General features: G+C 61.4%; 19 protein-coding genes. 7 read left to right on the forward strand and 12 right to left on the reverse strand.

The window, feature by feature from the left end; translation table 11 throughout:
• Positions 1-148 precede the first annotated feature (148 nt).
• Both HMPREF2604_RS00800 and HMPREF2604_RS00805 read right to left on the reverse strand, forming a co-directional pair.
• Positions 149-385 (reverse strand): hypothetical protein, encoded by a 237-nt coding sequence (locus HMPREF2604_RS00800; protein WP_070522792.1) that lies wholly within the window; start codon positions 383-385, stop codon positions 149-151.
• A gap of 37 nt (positions 386-422) precedes the next feature.
• A complete protein-coding gene (locus tag HMPREF2604_RS00805) occupies positions 423-635 on the reverse strand; it encodes a hypothetical protein (RefSeq protein WP_070522789.1) in 213 nt (70 codons plus the stop codon).
• Positions 636-854: 219 nt separating this feature from the next.
• Here HMPREF2604_RS00805 and radA point away from each other — a divergent pair, with 219 nt between their 5' ends.
• Positions 855-2,237, forward strand: a complete 1,383-nt coding sequence (gene radA / locus HMPREF2604_RS00810; protein WP_070562323.1) for a DNA repair protein RadA — start codon at positions 855-857, stop codon at positions 2,235-2,237.
• Here radA and HMPREF2604_RS00815 read toward each other — a convergent pair.
• Positions 2,224-2,976: a hypothetical protein gene (locus HMPREF2604_RS00815; protein ID WP_070562326.1), complete on the reverse strand. Its 753-nt coding sequence runs from the start codon at positions 2,974-2,976 to the stop codon at positions 2,224-2,226. The genes radA and HMPREF2604_RS00815 overlap by 14 nt on opposite strands.
• Positions 2,977-3,078: 102 nt before the next feature.
• Positions 3,079-3,702, reverse strand: coding sequence for a carbonic anhydrase (locus HMPREF2604_RS00820; RefSeq protein WP_070562329.1), 624 nt, complete (start codon positions 3,700-3,702; stop codon positions 3,079-3,081).
• Between the two features lie 41 nt (positions 3,703-3,743).
• On the opposite strand from HMPREF2604_RS00820, the gene HMPREF2604_RS00825 reads away from it, so the two are divergent.
• On the forward strand, positions 3,744-4,604 hold the full coding sequence (locus tag HMPREF2604_RS00825; protein ID WP_070562333.1) for an HhH-GPD family protein: 861 nt from the start codon (positions 3,744-3,746) through the stop codon (positions 4,602-4,604).
• Here the strand turns inward: HMPREF2604_RS00825 and HMPREF2604_RS00830 are convergent.
• Positions 4,570-5,886 (reverse strand): threonine/serine exporter family protein, encoded by a 1,317-nt coding sequence (locus tag HMPREF2604_RS00830; RefSeq protein ID WP_070562336.1) that lies wholly within the window; start codon positions 5,884-5,886, stop codon positions 4,570-4,572. The two genes, HMPREF2604_RS00825 and HMPREF2604_RS00830, sit on opposite strands and share 35 nt — an antisense overlap.
• Positions 5,886-6,056: a DUF4236 domain-containing protein gene (locus HMPREF2604_RS13420; protein WP_083299135.1), complete on the reverse strand. Its 171-nt coding sequence runs from the start codon at positions 6,054-6,056 to the stop codon at positions 5,886-5,888. Before HMPREF2604_RS13420 ends, HMPREF2604_RS00830 begins: the two co-directional genes overlap by 1 nt.
• Positions 6,057-6,134: 78 nt before the next feature.
• On the opposite strand from HMPREF2604_RS13420, the gene HMPREF2604_RS00835 reads away from it, so the two are divergent.
• The gene (locus HMPREF2604_RS00835; protein ID WP_070562339.1) at positions 6,135-7,361 is read left to right on the forward strand and encodes a lipase family protein; all 1,227 of its coding nucleotides are present in this window, start codon (positions 6,135-6,137) and stop codon (positions 7,359-7,361) included.
• 3 nt (positions 7,362-7,364) lie between these two features.
• Here HMPREF2604_RS00835 and HMPREF2604_RS00840 read toward each other — a convergent pair whose 3' ends face one another.
• Positions 7,365-8,198, reverse strand: coding sequence for a DUF1266 domain-containing protein (locus HMPREF2604_RS00840; protein ID WP_070522769.1), 834 nt, complete (start codon positions 8,196-8,198; stop codon positions 7,365-7,367).
• A gap of 132 nt (positions 8,199-8,330) precedes the next feature.
• Here HMPREF2604_RS00840 and HMPREF2604_RS00845 point away from each other — a divergent pair, with 132 nt between their 5' ends.
• The 3 genes from HMPREF2604_RS00845 (at position 8,331) to HMPREF2604_RS00855 (ending at position 10,722) form a co-directional block, all read left to right on the forward strand.
• Positions 8,331-8,891, forward strand: a complete 561-nt coding sequence (locus HMPREF2604_RS00845) for a hypothetical protein (protein ID WP_070522766.1) — start codon at positions 8,331-8,333, stop codon at positions 8,889-8,891.
• Entirely contained in the window at positions 8,891-9,751 is an 861-nt protein-coding gene (locus HMPREF2604_RS00850) for a hypothetical protein (protein WP_070522763.1), read from the forward strand. The genes HMPREF2604_RS00845 and HMPREF2604_RS00850 overlap by 1 nt, the downstream gene beginning before the upstream one ends.
• 80 nt (positions 9,752-9,831) lie before the next feature.
• On the forward strand, positions 9,832-10,722 hold the full coding sequence (locus HMPREF2604_RS00855; protein WP_070522760.1) for a cation diffusion facilitator family transporter: 891 nt from the start codon (positions 9,832-9,834) through the stop codon (positions 10,720-10,722).
• 143 nt (positions 10,723-10,865) lie between these two features.
• On the opposite strand, the gene HMPREF2604_RS00860 is transcribed toward HMPREF2604_RS00855, so the two are convergent.
• Positions 10,866-13,643 carry an ATP-dependent Clp protease ATP-binding subunit gene (locus tag HMPREF2604_RS00860; RefSeq protein WP_070562342.1) on the reverse strand — a complete coding sequence of 926 codons (2,778 nt, stop codon included), beginning with the start codon at positions 13,641-13,643 and terminating at the stop codon, positions 10,866-10,868.
• 254 nt (positions 13,644-13,897) lie between these two features.
• On the opposite strand from HMPREF2604_RS00860, the gene HMPREF2604_RS00865 reads away from it, so the two are divergent.
• Complete coding sequence (locus HMPREF2604_RS00865) at positions 13,898-15,157, forward strand: serine/threonine protein kinase (protein ID WP_070562345.1); 1,260 nt, start codon at positions 13,898-13,900, stop codon at positions 15,155-15,157.
• Between the two features lie 7 nt (positions 15,158-15,164).
• Here HMPREF2604_RS00865 and HMPREF2604_RS00870 read toward each other — a convergent pair whose 3' ends face one another.
• The 4 genes from HMPREF2604_RS00870 to lysS form a co-directional block, all read right to left on the reverse strand.
• A complete protein-coding gene (locus HMPREF2604_RS00870; RefSeq protein ID WP_070523012.1) occupies positions 15,165-16,565 on the reverse strand; it encodes an MDR family MFS transporter in 1,401 nt (466 codons plus the stop codon).
• A 158-nt stretch (positions 16,566-16,723) separates the two neighbouring features.
• Positions 16,724-17,668 (reverse strand): hypothetical protein, encoded by a 945-nt coding sequence (locus HMPREF2604_RS00875; RefSeq protein ID WP_070532269.1) that lies wholly within the window; start codon positions 17,666-17,668, stop codon positions 16,724-16,726.
• 31 nt (positions 17,669-17,699) lie between these two features.
• On the reverse strand, positions 17,700-18,659 hold the full coding sequence (locus tag HMPREF2604_RS00880; protein ID WP_070532267.1) for a hypothetical protein: 960 nt from the start codon (positions 18,657-18,659) through the stop codon (positions 17,700-17,702).
• 170 nt (positions 18,660-18,829) lie between these two features.
• Entirely contained in the window at positions 18,830-20,404 is a 1,575-nt protein-coding gene (lysS, locus tag HMPREF2604_RS00885; RefSeq protein WP_070562346.1) for a lysine--tRNA ligase, read from the reverse strand.
• Positions 20,405-20,429: the final 25 nt, after the last annotated feature.

Genomic DNA, 20,429 nt, shown 5'->3' on the forward strand with positions numbered 1-20,429 from the left:
TTTCCCGGATCTTCGAATCGGGGGATTCAACTTCGTCAGTTGGGGCGGTTGCGTTTCGTATTAGTGCTTCCGTAGATGCGCAAAGGCCACCGCATGAGATACACGCGGTGGCTTAAAGTCTTAGCAAACTTCCTAGAAGCGGATCCTTTTACTTAGAGGAACCACTAGCAATCAGAGCGAAGGCAAGGAAGCCGTAGCTCAAAGAGGAAATGCCAAACGGTACCAGCAGAGCGTTCGGTGCCTGCGGGCCACCGACCTCAACCATCTTGTCGATGACTTGGTTGAGCGGCTCCGGGTAGGTAGCTGCTGAAGCAGCCGGAGCGCCAGCAACGGTAACAGCAGTTGCCGCGGCAAGAGCAACGAGGGAACGACGAATCTTCTTCATAGTGACTCCTTGAGAAAGTGTTGACGTGCGAGTTGATTTAGCGGAACAGCAGGTTTCCCAGGAAGCCCAGGGAAGAGGTGAGAGCTGGAACGAGAATGATGTTCTGAGCGTGGTATCCAGCAGTGTTAGCAATCTGGGTAAGGACAGTTGCGAGCGGCTCCGGAGCCTCCGCAGCGGAAGCAGCAGGGGTACCAGCCGTAGCGATAGCAATAGCAGCACCGACAGCAACGAGAGAACGACGGATCTTCATGAAATCACCTTTGGGTAGGGAGACGATAGAAACCGGAACACACTTCATCAAAAAGCTAAGTATGTTACCTGCCAAATAGCTTAACCTCTTCGAGGCATCAGCGCTGGGCAACTCGAAGCATTCCATTCATGCGGGGGTAAGCCACATCGTTGCTAATACAAAGCCTTGCGGTGAGCAATTTAAGCCTGACTGTCCGGTGCGATTACTAGAGTGTGAGACATGGCAAAAAAGGTTCGTCCCGTCCACACGTGTTCTGAGTGTGGCTTCGTCTCCCCCAAGTGGCTCGGCCGCTGCCCTGAGTGTGGCTCATGGGGGACGCTGCAGGAAACCGCGGCGGCTCAAAGCAGTACCGCCGCCCAAGCCGCCGTGTCTGGGCGGCGCCCCACAGGCTTGACTCCGACGAGCCCGGCGGTGCCGATAACGAAGGTCGGCGCATCAGCGACGAAGGCCATCAATACCGGCATCGGGGAGCTCGACCGCGTTCTCGGCCGCGGCATCGTCCCTGGTTCGGTCGTGCTCATGGCGGGAGAGCCGGGAGTCGGCAAATCCACCCTGCTGCTGGAGGTAGCCTCCCGCTGGGCACAGTTGGGCCGCACCGCCCTGTACGCCACCGCGGAGGAATCCGCCGGGCAGGTCCGCGCCCGCGCGGAGCGCACCGGCGCACTGCATGAGACGCTCTACCTTGCGGCCGAGTCAAACCTGGACGTCGTCTTTGGCCATGTAGAGCAGCTTAAGCCCAGCCTGCTCATCGTGGACTCCGTCCAAACCATGCACGCCGCCGGGGTCGAAGGAGTAGCCGGTGGTGTAGCGCAGTCACGCGCTGTGACCGCAGCGCTGACCACGCTAGCTAAAACCACCGGCATCCCTATCCTCCTCGTCGGGCACGTGACCAAGGACGGCAACGTCGCCGGACCACGCGTGCTCGAGCACCTCGTGGACGTTGTCTTGAACTTTGAAGGTGACCGCCAATCCTCACTGCGGCTGCTTCGCGGCCTGAAGAACCGCTTTGGCGCTACCGATGAGATGGGCTGCTTCGAGCAGACAGCGGCCGGAATCAGGGAGGTCGCGGATCCTTCCGGCCTCTTTCTCTCCCACCGCGGCAGCACCCCGGATGGCTCCGCGGTGACCGTCGCCATGGATGGTGTGCGCCCCATCTTGGCCGAGGTACAAGCGTTGACCGTCGATCCCGTGGCCAAGAACCCGCGGCGCGTGGTGACGGGGCTCGACGCCAACCGCGTCCCCATGGTGCTCGCGGTGCTGCAGGCCCGCGCGGGCGAGCGCACCAACGATAAGGACGCCTACGTGGCCACGGTGGGAGGAATGAAGATTCAGGAACCAGCCACGGATCTTGCCGTAGCACTCGCCACGTGGTCCTCCTTGCATGAGCAACCACTTCCGCCGAAGACCGTTGTCATCGGGGAAGTCGGCCTCGCCGGCGAGGTGCGCCGTGTGCCGAACCTAGACCGCCGCTTGTCGGAAGCTGCCCGCTTGGGCTACCGCCACGCCATCGTCCCGCCCGGAAATGTGGAAACCAGCGGCGGCATGCAGGTGCGCCAAGCGGCAACGCTGAGCGAGGCTATCGCCGCCGTTAAAGCAGGTTGAACGGGAGCGCTGGGGAGTAATTCTCACCGATGACGGAGTGCAGGAAATAAGCACCCGGCTCGGCTTCCTCACGCTCGGTACACTTGCCCGGTTCGGAGCGCTTGCGGGACCAATCCGCCTGGAAGTAGCGGGTCTCACCGGACTTGAAGGTCTGCTTGCCGGTTTCTACAGAGGCATAGCAGTCAGTATCGGCCCACACGCGCTCGTTAGAGCCCATCTTGTAAACCTCAAAGCGCAGCTGCTCTTCATCGAGGTCGATGGAGCAATCCTTTGTCGTCGGGTTAAAAACCTCCAGGTAGAAGGTCGGCATCTTACCGGCCGGGACGCTGTCCTCATTGGTCTTAGCCAGCACCTTGAGGTCCTGGAGGGAGCACGTCGTCTTGGACGGGTCCACGGTCAGCTCATCCGGCTTCGCCTCTGACGTTGGTTCTTCCTTGCCGGACTCGCCCGCCTCGGATTTCGCCGGTTCCGTCGAACCCGTCGCTTCGGCGGATTCCTTGGCTGAGGTGGGCTCCGTCGTTTCCGCTGCGGAGGTTGTTTTTTCCGAAGGTGCCAAGGTATCCGAAACCGCTGCCTGCTGCGACTCGGCCGCCGAGTCCTCCTTCGAACCGCCAAAGAGCGCGGTAGCAGCGAAGATAAGAACAACCACGAGTACCAAGATCGCCACGAGTGCGGCGACGCGACGACGCACGTAGATCTCTCGCGGCAGCTGCTTCGGGGTACGGGATGGCTCAGTCACAGGTCTTAGTTTAAGGGGACTCGAGCCCAACCCGGGCCAGCCCCAAGCCGCGTGTCTTGAGCAGCGGCTTCTACGCGCTTGGGGCCCGCCCAGCGCCCAGGGCTAATGAACTCCGTGCAGGACGACGGTCTCCACGCTGGAATCCTCAAGGAGGTAGCGCAGGCCGACGATGCCGAGCGTTCCGGCGTCGAGAAGCCGGCGTGCAGCCGGAATATCGGAGATGATCTGGGAAACCACCTGCGCGGTGTTTTCGCGCTCGAAGTCAGCGCGATCTTCGCGGCCATCACGCTTGGCCACCATCGAGGCCGCGGCAACTTGCTCGATGATCGGGCGCTGCAGGCCCGTGGGCAATTCGCCACCATCCAGGAAGTCCTTGGCCGCGCCCACTGCGCCGCAGGACTGATGTCCCATGACAACGAGCAGGTTGGCGTGGAGGTTTTCTAAGGCATAATCCAGCGAGGCCATCACCGCGCTGTCCAAAATGTGGCCCGCGGTACGGATGACGAAGGCATCGCCGAAACCAATGTTGAACACGTGCTCGATCGGCGCGCGGGAGTCCGAGCAGGCCAATACGATGACGCGCGGATCCTGGCCCTGGGTCAGGCCAGCGCGCAGCTTCGCGTCCTGGTTAACGGCGATGAGGTTGCCCGTAACGAGGCGTTGATTACCTTGCTGGAGGGCTTCCCACACTTTCTGTGGATTTTGAGGAACTTTTGCTAAAGGCATGTTTCTTAGCTTAGACCTCAGCGCCCTACACTGAGGTGCCTATGGATACCCAAGCTGTCGTGGAATGGTTCGATGCCCATGAGCGCCCCCTGCCGTGGCGCCGACCGGGTACCTCAGCGTGGGGTGTGCTCTTAAGCGAGGTCATGAGCCAACAGACCCCCGTCGCTCGCGTGGCCCCACAGTGGGAGGAGTGGATGCGCCGCTGGCCCACCCCACACGACCTCGCGGCGGCGTCCAAAGCGGACGTACTGCGCGCTTGGGGAAAGCTGGGCTACCCGCGCCGCGCGCTGCGCTTGTGGGAGTGCGCGAAGGAGATTGGTGAGGGGGCGGTTCCGGGGGACGTCGACAAGCTCTTGGCGTTGCCCGGGATCGGTGAGTACACCGCGCGCGCCGTGGCGTGCTTCCATTTTGGCTACAACGTCCCGGTGGTGGATACCAACGTGCGCCGCGTCTATGCCCGTGCCGAGGAGGGCCGCTTCCTCGCGCCGCCTCCCACAAAACGCGAGCTGGCACAGGTGGAAGCATTGCTTCCGGAAGAAAATGGGCCACGTTTTTCCGCCGCGCTCATGGAGCTCGGTGCACTGGTGTGCACAGCCAAGAACCCCGACTGCGCCGCCTGCCCCATCAAAGCCTCGTGCGCGTGGCAGCTCGCGGGCTGTCCGGAACCCAGCGAGGAAGAGGCAGCGCGGGCAAAGAAGCGCGTGCAGAAGTTCACCGGCACGGACCGCCAGGTGCGCGGGCTGCTTCTCGACGTCCTCCGAGGCTCACCCCACCCAGTTCCCCAAGCCGACCTGGATGCGGTGTGGCCGGACGCGACGCAGCGCTCGCGGGCGCAGGCCTCACTACTCGAGGACGGGTTGATGGATGTCAACGACGAGGGTCTGTTCCACCTGCCGCACTAGGCACGTGCGAGAAATCGATGAGGTGGCCGAAGGTCCAATCGCGGTCAGTTAGCAGGCGGGCGAGGATAAGCCCGCAGCCAATGGCCGCCACGGCCATCGAGGCGGTAGCGAAGTTGCTCAAGGCTTGGTCCATGTTCCCCACGTTGAGGTGATAAACGGTGCGGAACATGGAGGTTCCCGGGATCATGATGACGGACGCCGGCACCGTCGTGGTGATGCGCGGTAGATGCGCGCGCTTGGAGGCCACCGCGCCCAAGAGCCCCACGATGAGACCGCCGGCGAACGCTCCGACGTAGCTTGTGGCCCCGACCCCGATAAGGATAAGGCGTACGAGGTTGGCCACCGTGCCCACCGCAGCCGCCACGAGCACCATGCGGCGCGAGGAATTAAAGAGGAACGCGAATCCGGAAATGCCCAGGAAGCTGGCCGCCGCGGCGGCGAGGTACCACACCGGCGCATAGTCCGGGATGCCCGGTTCCGGTGTGAGCTCCGTGGTCCAGCTGACCAGGGCCACGGTAAAGGTGGCGGCGGTGATCACCGTCAGCGCATAGGTCAGGCGGGATAGCCCGGCCTCGAAGTCGAAGCGCGCGAGGTCAATGAGCGCGGAGAACAGCGGGAAGCCGGGAATGAGGAAGAGCACCGCGGCCACGTAGCCCGAGGAAAACTCTGACGGGTCCGCCACCCCGGCGGCGGCCACGGCCTCGGTGGTGAAGAAGTACACGAGACTGGCCACCGTTCCGGCTGCCACGATGCACCCCAGTTGGTGGACGTGCTTGCTGTGCAGAACCGCGCGGGTGAGCTGACCACAAAAGGCAGCGAGGGCCACCAGCAGAATCGCCAGCGGCGTAAAGAAGTTCAGGACCGCGAAAGAGGCGCACGCAATGGACGCCGCCGCAGCTAGGAGCCAGCGGTTCCACCGCTTGACCACGTTGGCCTCGATGACGTCGAGCATCTTTGTGAGTTCTTCCGCCGTGATGCCCGCGTACAGCCGGTGGTGGGTCAGGTCCTCTAGGGCTTCGATCCGGGAAGCGTCGACAGCCGGCGAATGCTGCTGCGCCACCACCGTGCGGAAGTCGCGGCCACGGTGGAACGTACAGGTGATCTGTGTGACGCCAACGTTGGCGTCGAGCCGATCAAAGCCGAGCGCGCGGGCGGCACGTTTCATGCCGCGCAGCACGCGGTAGCCGGACGTTCCCGCACCCATGAGCATCATGCCTAGGCGCAGGACGACGTCGGCCTCGTACCCCATACGGACATAGTCGCTGCTGGGGTGAGAAGTCATTAGCGCCAGCGCCCCCGGAAGTTCAGTCCACCTGGAAGATTGACCCACATGCCGCCGCGGGAGTTAAAGGTCACGGGACCGACCTTTGTTGACATCGAGGCACCGGAGCCGGAGAGATTGATCCAGCTATTTTTTCCGGTCTTCTTGCGCTTGCGAAAATAAATGCCCATGCGCGCTAGCTTAGCGCAGCGACGTCTCAGCGCAGCGAAGTCGCTGCGCACCGGCGACAGAGCGATTACCCTTACGGCATGAATCTAATCTCTCCTCGCGCACTCGTGGCGGCCCTTACGCTGGCGGCTTCTGCGCTGCTGCCCGTCACAGCATCGGCTACACCCGGCACGCCGACCTCCGCCCATCCGATTGACCACCTCGCAGGCGTCTCCGGCGTCACTGCGGAGAAGATCTCCTATGAGTCCACGCTCATGGACGGCTCCCCCACCACCGTCACCGGCGTCATCTACGAGCCTTCCGCTGCCTGGAGCGGCCCGGGTGAGCGCCCCACCATCATCTTCGCACCCGGCACCCGCGGCGCGGGCGACCAGTGCGCTCCGTCCAATGCCACGCAGTCGGTGGGCAACGTCGCGCTGGGACCGGCCAATCAGGTCACGCTCAATATGAACTACGAGTACGCGCTGTACCAATACGCCGCGCAGCAGGGCGTGCGCGTGGTCACGACCGACCTGGTTGGACTCGGCACACCAGGTCACCACACCTATGTCAACCACATCGAGGAAGCACACGCGGTTCTCGACGCCGCCCGCGCCACCCTCCGCCACGCGAACGCGCCGATAGATGCCCCCGTGGGTTTTGCCGGCTATTCCCAAGGAGGCGGTGCTGCCGCGGCCGCAGCCGAGTACGCGGCTACCTATGCGCCCGAGCTCAACGTCAAGGGCACGTACGCCGGTGCCCCACCGGCCGATCTTTTCGAGGTTATGAACGCGGTCGATGGCTCCTCCATCGTTCACGTGTTGGGCTATGCCATCAACGGCTATGCGGAGCGCAGCCCCGCGTTTTACAACGAGATCGTCACCGAAATGAACCCGCGCGGCATGCATTTCCTTGCCAGCGCCGCCCACGCCTGCATTGGTGATTCTATCGCTAACTGGGGCTTTACCCGCACCAGCCAGCTGACCAAGACGGGTGAATCCTTCGGCGAGCTCGTCCGACGCAAGCCAGCCGCCGCCCAGATGCTCGCGGAGCAAAGGCTAGGCCAGCATGCCCTCAACGCCCCGATGCTGGTCATGAACTCCCCCACCGATGACCTCATCCCCTACGAGCAGTCCCGCACGATGGCGAGCAACTACTGCTCACTCGGTGGCGCCGTGCAGTTTGACGCCGCCGACCCCGTCGACGTTCTTCCCCACTCCGGGGCCAACCACGCCGTTGGCATCATCAACTCGGTTCCGCGCGGCGTGGACTATCTGATCGATCGCTTCAAGGATGTCCCCGCACCCTCTAACTGCCAGGCTTCCTAAGACTTAGTGCAAACCACCCAAGGATGAGAATGGCTCCTCGGCCTGGATGTCGTGCAAGGGCACGCGCACCCAAGGCGAATCACTGTGTGCGAGCAGCTCGGTGAGCCGTTGCGATTGATCCTTCATCGCAGCGGTGACGTCGGGCTCACCATCACTCGCCCAGATCATTCGGCCCCACCAGAAACTTGCGGCTACGTCAGCCCACGACACGAAGTAGCGCTGCAGGGTCGCCACGGCCTTGTCCGAAATCTGAAGGAACTCTTCTGGAGAGATCCACCCCAGCTCCGTTGCCGGGCCACCAACGGCGTGAACACGGATTATGTCCCATGCGCGCGTAGTGGTGGGCAGTGCCGGGGCCGCTGCTTTGGCAAAGCCCTCCGAGCGCAACATCCTCACGAGGTAGCGGAACTTATGTTCTCCAAGGCGCGGATCCGCGCCTTGGGCAATAAAGAAGTCTTTGAGGAACTCGACCTTTTCCTCCACTTCCGCATCTAGCTCGCGCTCGGGGACGTTCTTCACGGCGTATGCGAGGGGTAAAACCAGGTCATTTTCCACGTGCTGGCCACCTTCGAGCAGAGCATCAATAACCTGATACGCTTCCTGTGCACCAGTGACCCCCCAGTTTTGCTCGAGAGATGTTTTGTAGTACTTGGCCGCCCTTGCGTTGATGGCCTCAACCCCTAGCGGGGTCGCAAACGCCTTATTGCTCTTGTACGTCATTCCCCAAGAGTGTCGGCGCACCTCATCTTTGCTCGGCGCCGGTTCCGGCCACGGGAACTTTGTAAGGCGGTAGATCCAAGTATCATCAAACTTTGCTGGCGTGAACGTTGAGCTCATACCCACACAACGTACCGAGGTTTCTGGCACGGTTCCGTGGTGCCCCATCCATCACCCCTATGCTGGGGGTGATCTACACCATAATTCAGCGCACCCAGTCACAGTTTTTGATGTGTTGTTAGTCTCGTGTGCATGACAGGACCCCAAATTGCATTGACAGACCGGCCAGATCTCGGTGCTGCGCTTAAACGTGCTGGTGATTCCGAGATTGTGCACGCTGCCGCCGCAGCCGTTGTAGAAGGCCTTGGTGTCGACGAGATTGTGCTGGAAGCCGCCGCTACGAAAGCTAGCGGGGTGGATGGTGCCGCGTTTGTCACCAACCGAAGGATCCTCGTGACCGCCGATAAGAAGGATCCATCTCATTTTGAGTTCCTTGAACTTGACAACCTGGGCAACGTCACAGTTCTGCCCTACCAGGATGGCTGGGCCGTCGTGGCTCAACTCTACAACACATACAAAGTGTGGAGCGGGTTCACGGAAAAGGCCGCGCGTCGCGTGCAGTTTGCCGCCCAGTGGGCCCTGACCGCAGGCCGGGAGGCACGAACGGAGGCCTCGCGCGCGGTGTCTTCGGAGGAGCTTTTTAAGCGGTGGAAAGAAAACAAGCACCGTCTCAATCGCAATAGCTTTGAAGAGCACGTTGAGTCGATGCGCTCCCTGTATTCCGATATTGATTCACGGTGGTGGACTGAATAATGAGCCGACTTGCATACCCGGGTTCGCCCGATCACCTTAACGGGGCGGAAGACACATCACACATCAAAGAAGGCCAGACAGTTGCGGATAATGGCTACCGCCATTTCATCAAGCATGGCGAACTACTAGACCCAGGCGCAGCTTCGAAGAATGCATCAGGCACCGCCTCCACGTCGAACCCCACCGCAGGCACGACAGGTTCCCATACCGATGCCCCGAAGCAAGGCCTCAGTGTAAAGAAGCAGCTGTTGCTCCTTCCGCTAGTAATCGCGGTCATCGTGGTGGTAGCGATTGGTTACGTCGCAGCTAAAGATGCCCTCTTTGGTGACAAGTCTGAGGATTCCGCCGCGCCTGCGCAGCCCGCCGCTGAAGCACCTGCCGATTCCGGGGCTTCCAACGGTGACACCGCCGGCGAGACCGGTGGCGATACTGCTGGCGACGCTCAAAGCGGCCTCACTCCTACCGACCATGCGCCCGAGCCGATTGCTGACTTCGTGGAAGTGTGCACAGATTATGAAGTGATGTTCAGCTACTACGGCGCGGATAACTCCCCTGCCCCAGAAGCGAAGGGCACCAACTGTTCCGTGGATACTACGAAGGCGCCTGAGGTTGGTTATGTAGTCTTCACCGATGATCCTGCTGCCACCGCCGCCGTTCGTGACGGCAAGCCCGTCTTGGACGCCGCTGAGATTCCGGCAGAATCAACGCGCGGTTCCACATTCAAGGCACAGCGATTGGAGGCCATCTTCACTGTTCAGGAGATCCTCGCGGATGATAAGGGAATCGTTGAGTACATGATCAAGAGTGATGACCCTGAAGTAGCAAAGAAAGCTCTGGTAGACCTCGGCGTGGCCAAGTAGAGCTAGAACGCACACTTTTGCCCGCCGCCATACGTTTTCATTTTATTGTCAATAAGCGTTGGTGGTGATAGGCTGAGTGCATGGCACACGAGCACCACGACCATGATCACTCCAGCACGCCGCTGCGCGCGCTCCTGATTGCGCTCAGTATTACCGGCATTGTCTTCTTCGCGGAGCTAATCGGCGGATGGTTGGCGGGCTCGATGGCACTGATGGCGGATGCGATGCACATGCTTTCCGACGCCGCGGGACTCATCATTGCGGTGATCGCAGTGTTGGTTGGGCGGCGCCAAGCATCAGCCCAGGCCACCTACGGCTACCGGCGAGTAGAGGTACTTGCGGCGCTAGCCAACGCAGTAATGGTGCTGGCAATCTCAGTGTGGATTGTCGTCGAGGCGGTGCGCCGCCTGCAGAGCCCGGCCGAGGTACAGGGCAAGGCGATGCTGATCATCGCGGTGATCGGCCTGGTAGCCAATGCGCTCTCGGCGTGGGTGCTGCACCGGCACCGCGAGTCCTCGATCAACGTGGAAGGCGCGTTCTTACACGTACTGGTGGACTTGCTCGGCTCGGTCGCGGTGATCGTAGCGGGCATCGTGGTGCTGACCACGGGATTTGTGGCGGCGGACGTGATCGCCTCTTTAGTCATCGCGGCGATGGTGCTCCCACGCGCGTGGCAGCTCATGCGGTTGTCGGCAAGCGTTCTGCTCGAGCAGGTTCCGGCGGGCTTCGACGCCAGCGTGATCGAACCCGTGCTGCGTCGGGTCGAAGGCGTTGCCGACATCCATGACCTGCACCTGTGGAGCCTGGACGGAGTCAACGTTCTCACGACCGTGCACATCGTGCGCGACGGCACCGTCGACACCGGTCCGCTGTTAGATGCCGCCCAGCACGTTCTGCGCGAACATGGCATCGAGCACTCCACCATCCAAATCGAGCCCCCAGAACACGAATCCCACGAGACAGTGTGCTGATTCTGTTCTAGTTGTGGGCACGCCGCCCACCGGGCCGTCCCGCCCACCGGTCACGCAAAGAAAGCCCCGAACCGCACGGAGTGTCACTCGCATGCGGTTCGGGGCTAATCCTTATAGGCCCAGCGCGGGGCCCAAGTCAGCGCTTAGAGCGGCTGGCCAGCACCGGCACCAGCCGGCGGCGGATTGCCGTCATCACCATCGTTGTTGTGGGATTCCTCGGCGGAGTCGCTACCGGACTCGTCGAGTACATCCGGAGTGACGGTGTCAGGGCCATCGGAATCCGGACCGTGGGACTCCTCATCGATCTCGGTGGCGAGTTCCTCATCGGCCTCACGCACGGCGGTCTCCTCGAGATCCTTGTCGAAGGTGTCCTCCGGCAGTGGGCGCGGACGCGGGGTGAAGGTGAAGGTGGCAGAAGAGTTGTCCTTGGACTCGCCGTCCCAGCCTTCAACGTCCACGGTGATGATTTCGCCCGCACCGATTTCGCCGAAGAGGATCTTCTCGGAGAGCTGATCCTCAATCTCGCGCTGGATGGTGCGGCGCAGCGGACGAGCACCCAAGACCGGGTCGAAGCCGCGCTGAGCCAGCAGATCCTTGGCCTTCTGGGTGAGCTCAATGCCCATGTCACGCTCGGAAAGCTGCTTCTCCACGCGGGCGATGAGCAGCTCCACCATCTCGACGATCTGCTCCTGCGTGAGCTGGTGGAAGACCACAATCTCATCAATACGGTTCAGGAACTCAGGGCGGAAGTGCTTCTTCAGCTCGTCGTTGACCTTGTTCTTCATGCGCTCGTACTGCGCATCGGCGTCATTCTCCGAAGAGCCGGTAAAGCCCAGTCCCACGGCCTTCGAGATGTCCTGGGTACCCAGGTTGGAGGTGAAAATGAGCACCGTGTTCTTGAAGTCCACCACGCGGCCCTGACCATCGGTCAGGCGGCCATCCTCCAACACCTGCAGAAGGGTGTTGTAGATCTCCTTGTGGGCCTTCTCGATCTCATCGAAGAGCACCACGGAGAAAGGCTTACGGCGAACCTTCTCGGTCAGCTGGCCGCCCTCTTCGTAACCAACGTAACCCGGAGGGGCACCGAAGAGGCGGGACGCGGTGAAGCGATCGTGGAACTCACCCATATCGATCTGGATGAGGTCATCATCCGAACCGAAGAGGAAGTTAGCCAAGGACTTCGACAGCTCCGTCTTACCCACACCGGACGGGCCAGCGAAGATGAAGGAACCAGAAGGACGACGCGGGTCCTTCAGGCCAGCACGGGTGCGGCGGATGGCGCGGGAGACGGCCTTGACGGCATCGTCCTGGCCAATGATGCGCTTGTGCAGCTCCTCTTCCATGTTGAGGAGGCGGTTGGATTCCTTCTCAGTAAGCTTGAGAACCGGAATACCGGTCCAGTGAGCGAGGACCTCTGCGATCTGCTCCTCACCAACCTCGGCGATTTCCTCCAAGTCACCGGAGCGCCACTGCTTCTCCTTCTCCGCACGCTCTTCACCGAGCTTGCGCTCCTTATCGCGCAAACCAGCGGCCTTTTCAAAGTCCTGCGCGTCAATCGCCGCTTCCTTTTCCTTGCGGACCTCGGCGATGCGGTCATCGACTTCACGCAGACCTTCCGGAGCGGTCATACGCTTAATACGCATGCGGGCACCGGCCTCATCGAGGAGGTCGACAGCCTTATCCGGCAGGAAGCGGTCATTGATGTAGCGGTCAGACAGGGAGGCCGCTGCCTTCAGCGCCTCATCGGTGTAGGAGACACGGTGATGTGCCTCGTACTTATCGCGCAGACCCTTGAGGATGAGGATGGTGTCATCGAGGGAAGGCTCTTCCACCTTGACCGGCTGGAAGCGGCGCTCGAGAGCGGCATCCTTCTCAATGTGCTTGCGGTACTCATCCAGGGTGGTGGCACCGATGGTTTGCAGTTCGCCGCGAGCCAGCTTCGGCTTCAACAGCGAAGCGGCATCGATAGCGCCCTCGGCGGCACCGGCGCCGACCAGGGTGTGGATCTCATCGATGAAGAGGATGATGTCACCGCGCTGGTTAATCTCCTTGAGCACCTTCTTCAGGCGTTCCTCGAAGTCACCGCGGTAGCGCGAACCGGCCACCAGGGAGCCCAGGTCCAGCGAGTAGAGCTGCTTATCCTTAAGGGTCTCCGGGACCTTGCCGTTAACGATATCGAGGGCCAGACCTTCGACCACGGCGGTCTTACCCACGCCGGGCTCACCGATGAGCACCGGGTTATTCTTCGTGCGGCGGGACAGCACCTGCATAATGCGCTCGATCTCAGAATCGCGGCCCACTACCGGGTCCAGCTTGCCATCACGCGCCGCCTGGGTGAGGTTGCGGCCGAACTGGTCCAGCACCAGGGAGTTGGAACGCTCACCGGAGCCGCCTGGGCCGCCACGTCCACCCTGGCCAGCGCCGGCACCGGCGCCCACCGGACCTGCACCACCCTGGGACTGGTTGCCCTCTCCCTCGTTGCCCTCATAGCCGGAGAGCAGCTGGATAACCTGCTGGCGAACACGCGGCAAGTCAGCGCCCAACTTCGTCAGCACCTGGGCTGCTACGCCATCGCCCTCGCGGATGAGGCCAAGCAGTAGGAATTCGGTGCCGATGTACTTGTGGCCCATCTGAAGGCCCTCACGCAGCGAGAGCTCGAGGACTTTCTTGGCGCGCGGGGTAAATGGGATGTGGCCTGTGTGCGGCTGAGAACCTTGACCAATGATCTCTTCCACCTCACGGCGGACATCCTCCAGCGAGATGCCCATGGACTCCAAGGCCTTGGCTGCTACACCTTCACCTTCATGGATAAGCCCCAGGAGGATGTGCTCGGTGCCGATGTAATTGTGGTTGAGCATGCGTGCTTCCTCCTGCGCCAAAACGATGACGCGGCGAGCACGGTCAGTAAACCTCTCGAACATTACCTCTTACCTTTCGCTTTAAATGTGTCATCCACTCTAACGCGCGGGGCGGACACTCCATTCACGATTTTTCTCCCCGCTTCCCCTAAACTCCCGTTTCCGCAGGCAGCGGCACTGTACGCCGGTAGCGAACAGGCACTAGAAAGCCCGCGTCACGCACCGGTCTGCCATGGAGGCCTCATCCCCTTAGAATGAAGAGGATTCTATAAATCTCATCGTCGACTCTCCGCGAAGGATTTCCTCTCACCGTGTCTATGCTCCCAGAATTTTTCACCACCCAGCACCAGCTGCGCCAAAAGGCAGTCTTGGACCAAGGAGCTGACTCCGCGCTCTTCCTCGTGGAAGATCCCTCACACGATGAGATGCTCGTGGAAATCTACGCCCCAGAGCACCGCGGCGTGCTCCGCCAGTCCGGCATTGTAGGACAGCTACAGCACAGCGCCATCGCACCCATCGTGGGCACAGGCACGATGAACAGCGGTCAGGAATTCTTTGTGCGCCGCAGTCTGCCGGGCGAGCAGCTTTCTAACTTCACCTCCTCCGGCGTTGGCGCGCACCACCTGTCCCGGGAGGAAGCCCTCGCCGTCTTTGCTCCATTGGCAGACGCCACCGATTTTCTGCTCAACAAGGGCCGCGCCAACTACGCCATCCGCGCACTCAATCCGCGTCGCATCATCCTGACCGATAACCGCTCGAATGCCTTCTTCGCTGCGGTCGGACCAGCCTCAAGTAACGAAGCTCCGAACGCAACAGCGAAAGAAGCAATCGACCGCCTCGCGCGCATCGTCGCCGCCGCCTGCCCTTCCTTCCGCGCAGCTGCCGCCTACCCCTCGGCTGCTGCCGTCGTTGACTCGCTGCGTAGCGCGGGCACGACCAGCACCAACACGGCTGGTGCGAATACCACTGGCGCGAACACCGCCGCAACGGGCACACCGCAGTGGCAACCAGAACAGCCCTACTCCCCCGCCCCGCAGGAGGGGTGGGGAACGCAGCCCCAACCGCAGGTCACAGCTTCCGCTCCCGCGAAGGGCTCCACCAAGCGTGGGTCAACCTCGAAGAAGAAAGTCTTCACCGGGCTCGGCGTGGGGCTTCTCCTCTTAGCCCTGATCGGCGGCCTACTGTGGTTCTTCTTGGGACGGCCGGCGTGGTCCGAGGCGGAGCAGGCGCTTGTCGACGACCACCCGGGACTCATCAGCTCCCGTCCCGGCGGGGAAGGCTTCAGCGGTGCCACCTGTGATGCCCGCGAACCGGAAGATGGTCAAGATGCGAAGATCACCTGCGTTGGTGACGGTGTGGGCTACTCCGTGGCGCGGTACGGGGACGTCGCCAAGCGCGATGCAGCCGCCCCGACGCAGGATGCACAGGAACTGTCCAACGGACAGTGCACCGTGAACAGCTACGACGTTTCCGACACCGAGCCGGTGTTCTACATGGGCGCCGAGGACTCCGCCGACGCCGTCCTCGTGTGGGGTGAGGATGCAGAGGAGCTTCGCCTGAACATGCCGCTGTGCTAATTCACGGCTAATTCACGCGCTTGAGCAGCGGCGCAATCACCGCAATGGCGGTGCCGGCCACGCCGGCAAAAAGGAAAGCCCAGTGCGTTCCCTGTGCCGTCGCTGCGGCCGGGCCCATCCCCGCCGCGACGCCGGCCTGGGTGCCGCGCGTGAGGAAGACAACGAGGAAGGCCGTTCCCATCGCACCCGCCAGTTGCTGGAAGGTGTTCATGATGGCCGACCCGTGCGAATACAACTTCTCCGGAAGCGAGGACAGCGCTGTTGTCATCAACGGCGTCATCATCAGGCACATGCCGAAGGAGAAGAGAACGTGCATGCCCACAACCATCCACACGGCTGAGTTCTCGCCCAAGGTGGCCAAGAGCCACAGGCTGGCCACCATAAACAGCGAGCCCGGAATCATGAGCGGGCGCGGGCCATAGGAATCGAAGAGTCGGCCCACAATCGGGGAAAGAAATGCTTGGAGAATTCCACCCGGCATCACCGCCAAACCCGTGGCAAAGGCGGTGACGCCCAGGGTGGTCTGCAGGTAGATGGGCAAGACCGTAACCATTCCCAGCATCAGGCCGAAGGACAATACCAGGATGAGCACCGCGAGCGTGAAGTTGCGAACGCGGAAGGGGCGCATATCCATTAGTGCACGATCCTCGAGCGCCAGACGCCGCTGCCGGCGGATGAAGACGATGAGCGCGATGACGCCCACCACGGTGACGGCGATGTCTACCCAGGCGCCACCCTGCAGCATCTTTTCAATCGAAGACAAACCATAGATCAGACCGCCAAATGCACAAGCAGAAAGAAGTACGGAGGGACCGTCGAGTGGGGTATCGCGGTTCTCACCCACATCACTCAGGCGCCAGAGACCAGCCACCAGGATGAGAGCGATGAGCGGCACCATGGCCCAAAAAATGACGTGCCAGGTGAAGCGGTTGAGGATTGCCCCGCCGACCGTGGGGCCCAGCGCCGGGGCGACGGAAATAACCACAGAAATAATGCCCATCACCGTGCCGCGGCGCTGCGGTGGGACCAGAGTCATGGCCACGGTCATGAGAGTGGGGATCATCAACGCAGTCCCGCCTGCTTGCAGGACGCGCCCGAGGAGCAGAGCGACGAAGCTCGGCGCAAGGGCCGCCACCACGGTGCCTGCCAGGAAGAACCCGGCAGAGGCGAAGAAAATCTGGCGCGTGGTGAGCCTCTCCAGCAGGTAACCGGTGGTCGGAATGACGACGGCCATGGTGAGCATGAATCCCGTCAACAACCACTGTGCGCTCGTGGCGGGGATGCCATAGTCCGCCATGATGGCTGGTAGTGCGACGGACAGCGAGGTCTCGTTGAGAATCATGACCATCGCTCCCAGCACCAGGATGCTGAGGTTGATGACTACCTTGGAGGGAATCTCAGCGGACATGCGGCCAGCCACACCTTTCTTTTCTCTGCTCTGGGGATACTCGCGCCAACGCTTCCGATGTCAGCGCGCAAGGAGTTTAGAGTACTCGCAAGCTAGCCGGGGATGCCACATGAGCCAGGGCAGCGAGGTTTCCTCGCTCCCCGGCAGGTGGTGGGGTTTTAAGGAATCGTTTCCATGTTGCGGGACGTGATGACCACGACGCTGCCACCGCTATCCAGGCTGCAGCCCAGCAGCCGGTTTTCTGGGGTATCCTCCCACAGTTTCGGCGCACCGTATGCACAGTGTCCTAGGTCAGTCTCGAGGTGGCCACGGCTTCCGCCCTCGCCAGCCTGCCAATCATGGTTGGCGTATTCATCCAACAATTCCATGGCGTCATTGCAATTCGTGCCGTCCTCTTGCACGTAGACCAAACCGGTGTCTTCACCACGCGTGCCGCTCTCACCACACACCGCACCGGTGTTGGCAATGCCATCCGCGTCCGGTTTCGCCGGGAAGGTATCGGAGTAGTACTGTCCATCATCCTTGACGGTGAAGTGGTGCCCGTTCGACTTGACCACGAACTCATTGCCGCTGTGCGCCTCAAAGGTTCCACCGTCAAAGCTCACGGTCTCGCCCTCGTTGAGCGTTTCAACCTCGGTGGGCCTATAGAACTCGATGGCCCACACAGGGAAGAAGCCACGGTCACTGCGGTAGCTCACCGCGTTTGACCTCCAGCTTTGCATGACTGGCCCCGGATAGATTGGCGGATCAGCAAACTCCACCTTGCAGTTTGGGCCGTCAGTCTCTTCGTGAATGAGGCAGAGGACGCGCCCATCAGGGCTCTTGACGGCCGGGATGGGGTTCGGAATACTCGCCCGATCACCGCCGGCCATAAAGTCCTTCGGATCGCGTTCCTTCAATCCGCCGGGTTTGTCTTTATCGGGCTTGGCGCTGCTCGACGCCGCGGCCTCAGTAGAGCTACTGGAGGCAGACTCAGAGCTAGTGGAGCTGGCTGAGTTCTGTTGAAACTGTGGCTCATCGCCCGCCGGTTCGCTCGTGGAAGAACACGAAGCCACGGCGCAGGCCATGAGGGAGGCAGAAAGGATAGAGAGAAGCTTCTTCATAACAATCATCGTCCCACGAATTAGTGCTGCGCTAGTAGTTATATGTGTATTTCGGAACATCTGGGTGTACAGCGTCGAGAAGAATGACCCGACCATTACCGGACAAATCACCGCAGTGCAGACGGCGTGCATCCGGATCCGGCATGTCAATGTACTCCGGTTCTCGGTAGGAACACTTCCAGCCGTCAAGCTCCAAAATTCCGCGAGAGTTCATTTCTTTGATGTCCCACTCGTAGTTGAAGTACTTGTCCACGATGTCCATTGCAGTCGTGCAATTCGTCCCGTCTGTCTGCACAAAGACTTTCTGACGGCCAAAATTGGTGTCAGCCTCGCCGCAGACGGTACCCACGGGCGCATAGCCATTGGAGTCCGGTTTAAAAGGATAGGTATCCGCCGAAAACTGGCCGCCGTATTTCACGGTGAACTGGTGCCCTTGGGCCTGAACGGTGAATTCATCTGCGCTGGGGGCTTCAAAAACCACACCGTCTATTTCGACCTTCTCGCCTTCCCCCAGCTGCTGCGATGGAACCTGGTCGCCGGCATCCACCACGCCGTTGGGGAAGAAGCCTGCGCCATCTTTGAAGGAAACCATGTTCGCTTCCCATTGCGGGTTCTCGGGGTCAGGCAGGATAGGCGGGTTCTCAAAGCCAACGCTGCACCAAGGCCCTTTAGAGCCCTCAGTCAGAGAACACGACACCCTGCCGTCTGGGCTCCTCACTCCCCAAGCAACCGTGGTCTCATACCTGAACCCAGTGGCGCGGAAGTCCTCGGCATCGCGCTCTTTGAGTCCGGAAGATTGAGAGCCAAACTCCGGCTCGCGATCTGTGGAATCGCTTTCTTCGGCGCTTTCAGAGCTTTGCGCACTGCTTTGAGAACCGGAGGACTCCACAACTTCGAATCGATGGGTTTCCTCGGTTCCTTCATCAGAAGAACACGCAACCAAGCCAGCCGTTACAAGCGGCAGTGTGAGAAGAGAGAGTAGCTTTTTCATGCTTTGTATTTTTCCACGCAGGCAGGCTTCTCGCTGAGTGATGTGCGCTGTGGCAACAAACTGGAGGCTGCAAAACAACAACGCACAAGCCTTCAGCTGTGGGGCTGGTGGCTTGTGCGTTGCGCGCGGAATGTGCCGCGGGGTGAGCTCTGTGCGAGTTGGCCTCGGGCCTACTTCTCCGGCTTCACAATCGGGAAGAGCACGGTCTCACGGATACCCAGGCCAGTCAGGGCCATGAGCAGGCGGTCGATGCCCATGCCCGTGCCGGCTGTCGGAGGCATTCCCTGCTCCATGGCGGCGAGGAAGTCCTCGTCCAAGACCATGGCTTCCTCATCACCGCCGGCGGCCAAGCGCGCCTGATCCTCAAAGCGCTCGCGCTGGATAACGGGATCCACCAGCTCCGAGTATCCGGTAGCCAGCTCGAAGCCGCGCACGTAGAGATCCCACTTCTCGGTCACACCCGGCAGGGAGCGGTGCTGGCGGGTCAGCGGAGAGGTCTCGACCGGGAAGTTCTTCACAAAGATCGGGCCCTCAAGCTGGTCCTCGCAGAGCACCTCCCAGATCTCTTCCACCAGTTTGCCGTGGCCCCAGCCGCCGCCCTTCGGGACGTCGAGCCCGATGACGTCGGCAAGCGCCTTGAGCTCCTCGACGGTGGAGTCAATGGTGACCTCCGGCTGGCCCGGGAACTTGCGTTGCAGAGCCTCGTTGAGTGAGGGGTACATTTCAATCTCCGGCCACTCTTCACCACCGAAGTCATACTCAGTGCCATCCGCCAAAGTAACGGTGGTGGAACCGAAGACCGCACGTGCCACCGACTGGATGGACTCGCGGGTAGTACGGGCGCAATCGTTGTAGTCGCCCCACGCGGCGTAGGTCTCCAGCATGGCGAATTCCGGGGAGTGGGAGCGGTCGACGCCCTCGTTGCGGAAGTTGCGGTTAATCTCAAAGACGCGATCGATGCCGCCGACGACGGCGCGCTTAAGGAAGAGCTCCGGCGCGATGCGCAGGTACAGGTCAATGTCCAAAGCATTGGAGTGCGTTACGAACGGGCGGGCTGCTGCACCGCCGTGGAGGGTCTGCAGCATCGGGGTTTCGATCTCTACGAAGCCCTCATCCTCCAGGTAGTTGCGCAGTGCACGCATGACCTTGACGCGGGTCATGGCATTCTTGCGGGCTTCCTCGCGCACGATGAGGTCGTTGTAGCGCTGGCGCACGCGGGTTTCCTCATTCATGTCAGCGAAGGACACCGGAAGCGGGCGCAAGGACTTCGCCGCCATGGTCCATTCGCTAGCCATGACGGAGAGCTCGCCGCGGCGCGAGGCAATAACTCGGCCGCGCACGGAGATGAAATCACCCAAGTCAACGTCGGACTTCCACGCGGCGAGGCGCTCCTCCCCTACCTCTGCAAGGGACAGCATGGCCTGCACCTGGGTTCCGTCGCCATCCTGCAGGGTGGCGAAGCACAGCTTGCCGGTATTGCGCATGAAGATGAGGCGGCCGGCGATGGCCACCTCAACGTCAGTCTCCTCACCAGCGCTGAGGTAGGTGACGCCCTCTTCCGCGGCTGGCTCCTCACCTTCGGCCACCACCTGGAACTGCTGGCGAAGATCCCGCAGGGAGATCGTGCGGTCTACGGTCACCGGATAGGGCTCGGTGCCGGACTCCAACAGTCGGGCACGCTTCTCGCGGCGAATGCGCAGCTGCTCGGGGACGTCAGTAACTTCAGTATTCTTCTTCTCGCTCACGGTTGTCTAGGGTAGTCGATCCCTA

Origin of the sequence: Corynebacterium sp. HMSC055A01 (genome assembly GCF_001809405.1) — a bacterium.
GTDB classification, from domain to species: domain Bacteria; phylum Actinomycetota; class Actinomycetes; order Mycobacteriales; family Mycobacteriaceae; genus Corynebacterium; species Corynebacterium hesseae.

Coding starts and splice junctions, on each gene's coding strand:
- HMPREF2604_RS00870 (WP_070523012.1), bottom strand. CDS start 16,565: ATGTCCGCTGAGATTCCCTCCAAGGTAGTCATCAACCTCAGCATCCTG.
- HMPREF2604_RS00850 (WP_070522763.1), top strand. CDS start 8,891: ATGAGCCGACTTGCATACCCGGGTTCGCCCGATCACCTTAACGGGGCG.
- HMPREF2604_RS00845 (WP_070522766.1), top strand. CDS start 8,331: ATGACAGGACCCCAAATTGCATTGACAGACCGGCCAGATCTCGGTGCT.
- HMPREF2604_RS00800 (WP_070522792.1), bottom strand. CDS start 385: ATGAAGAAGATTCGTCGTTCCCTCGTTGCTCTTGCCGCGGCAACTGCT.
- HMPREF2604_RS00830 (WP_070562336.1), bottom strand. CDS start 5,886: ATGACTTCTCACCCCAGCAGCGACTATGTCCGTATGGGGTACGAGGCC.
- HMPREF2604_RS00855 (WP_070522760.1), top strand. CDS start 9,832: ATGGCACACGAGCACCACGACCATGATCACTCCAGCACGCCGCTGCGC.
- HMPREF2604_RS00820 (WP_070562329.1), bottom strand. CDS start 3,702: ATGCCTTTAGCAAAAGTTCCTCAAAATCCACAGAAAGTGTGGGAAGCC.
- HMPREF2604_RS00805 (WP_070522789.1), bottom strand. CDS start 635: ATGAAGATCCGTCGTTCTCTCGTTGCTGTCGGTGCTGCTATTGCTATC.
- HMPREF2604_RS00860 (WP_070562342.1), bottom strand. CDS start 13,643: ATGTTCGAGAGGTTTACTGACCGTGCTCGCCGCGTCATCGTTTTGGCG.
- HMPREF2604_RS00880 (WP_070532267.1), bottom strand. CDS start 18,659: ATGAAAAAGCTACTCTCTCTTCTCACACTGCCGCTTGTAACGGCTGGC.
- HMPREF2604_RS00865 (WP_070562345.1), top strand. CDS start 13,898: ATGCTCCCAGAATTTTTCACCACCCAGCACCAGCTGCGCCAAAAGGCA.
- HMPREF2604_RS00825 (WP_070562333.1), top strand. CDS start 3,744: ATGGATACCCAAGCTGTCGTGGAATGGTTCGATGCCCATGAGCGCCCC.
- HMPREF2604_RS00875 (WP_070532269.1), bottom strand. CDS start 17,668: ATGAAGAAGCTTCTCTCTATCCTTTCTGCCTCCCTCATGGCCTGCGCC.
- HMPREF2604_RS00835 (WP_070562339.1), top strand. CDS start 6,135: ATGAATCTAATCTCTCCTCGCGCACTCGTGGCGGCCCTTACGCTGGCG.
- HMPREF2604_RS13420 (WP_083299135.1), bottom strand. CDS start 6,056: ATGGGCATTTATTTTCGCAAGCGCAAGAAGACCGGAAAAAATAGCTGG.
- radA (WP_070562323.1), top strand. CDS start 855: ATGGCAAAAAAGGTTCGTCCCGTCCACACGTGTTCTGAGTGTGGCTTC.
- HMPREF2604_RS00840 (WP_070522769.1), bottom strand. CDS start 8,198: ATGAGCTCAACGTTCACGCCAGCAAAGTTTGATGATACTTGGATCTAC.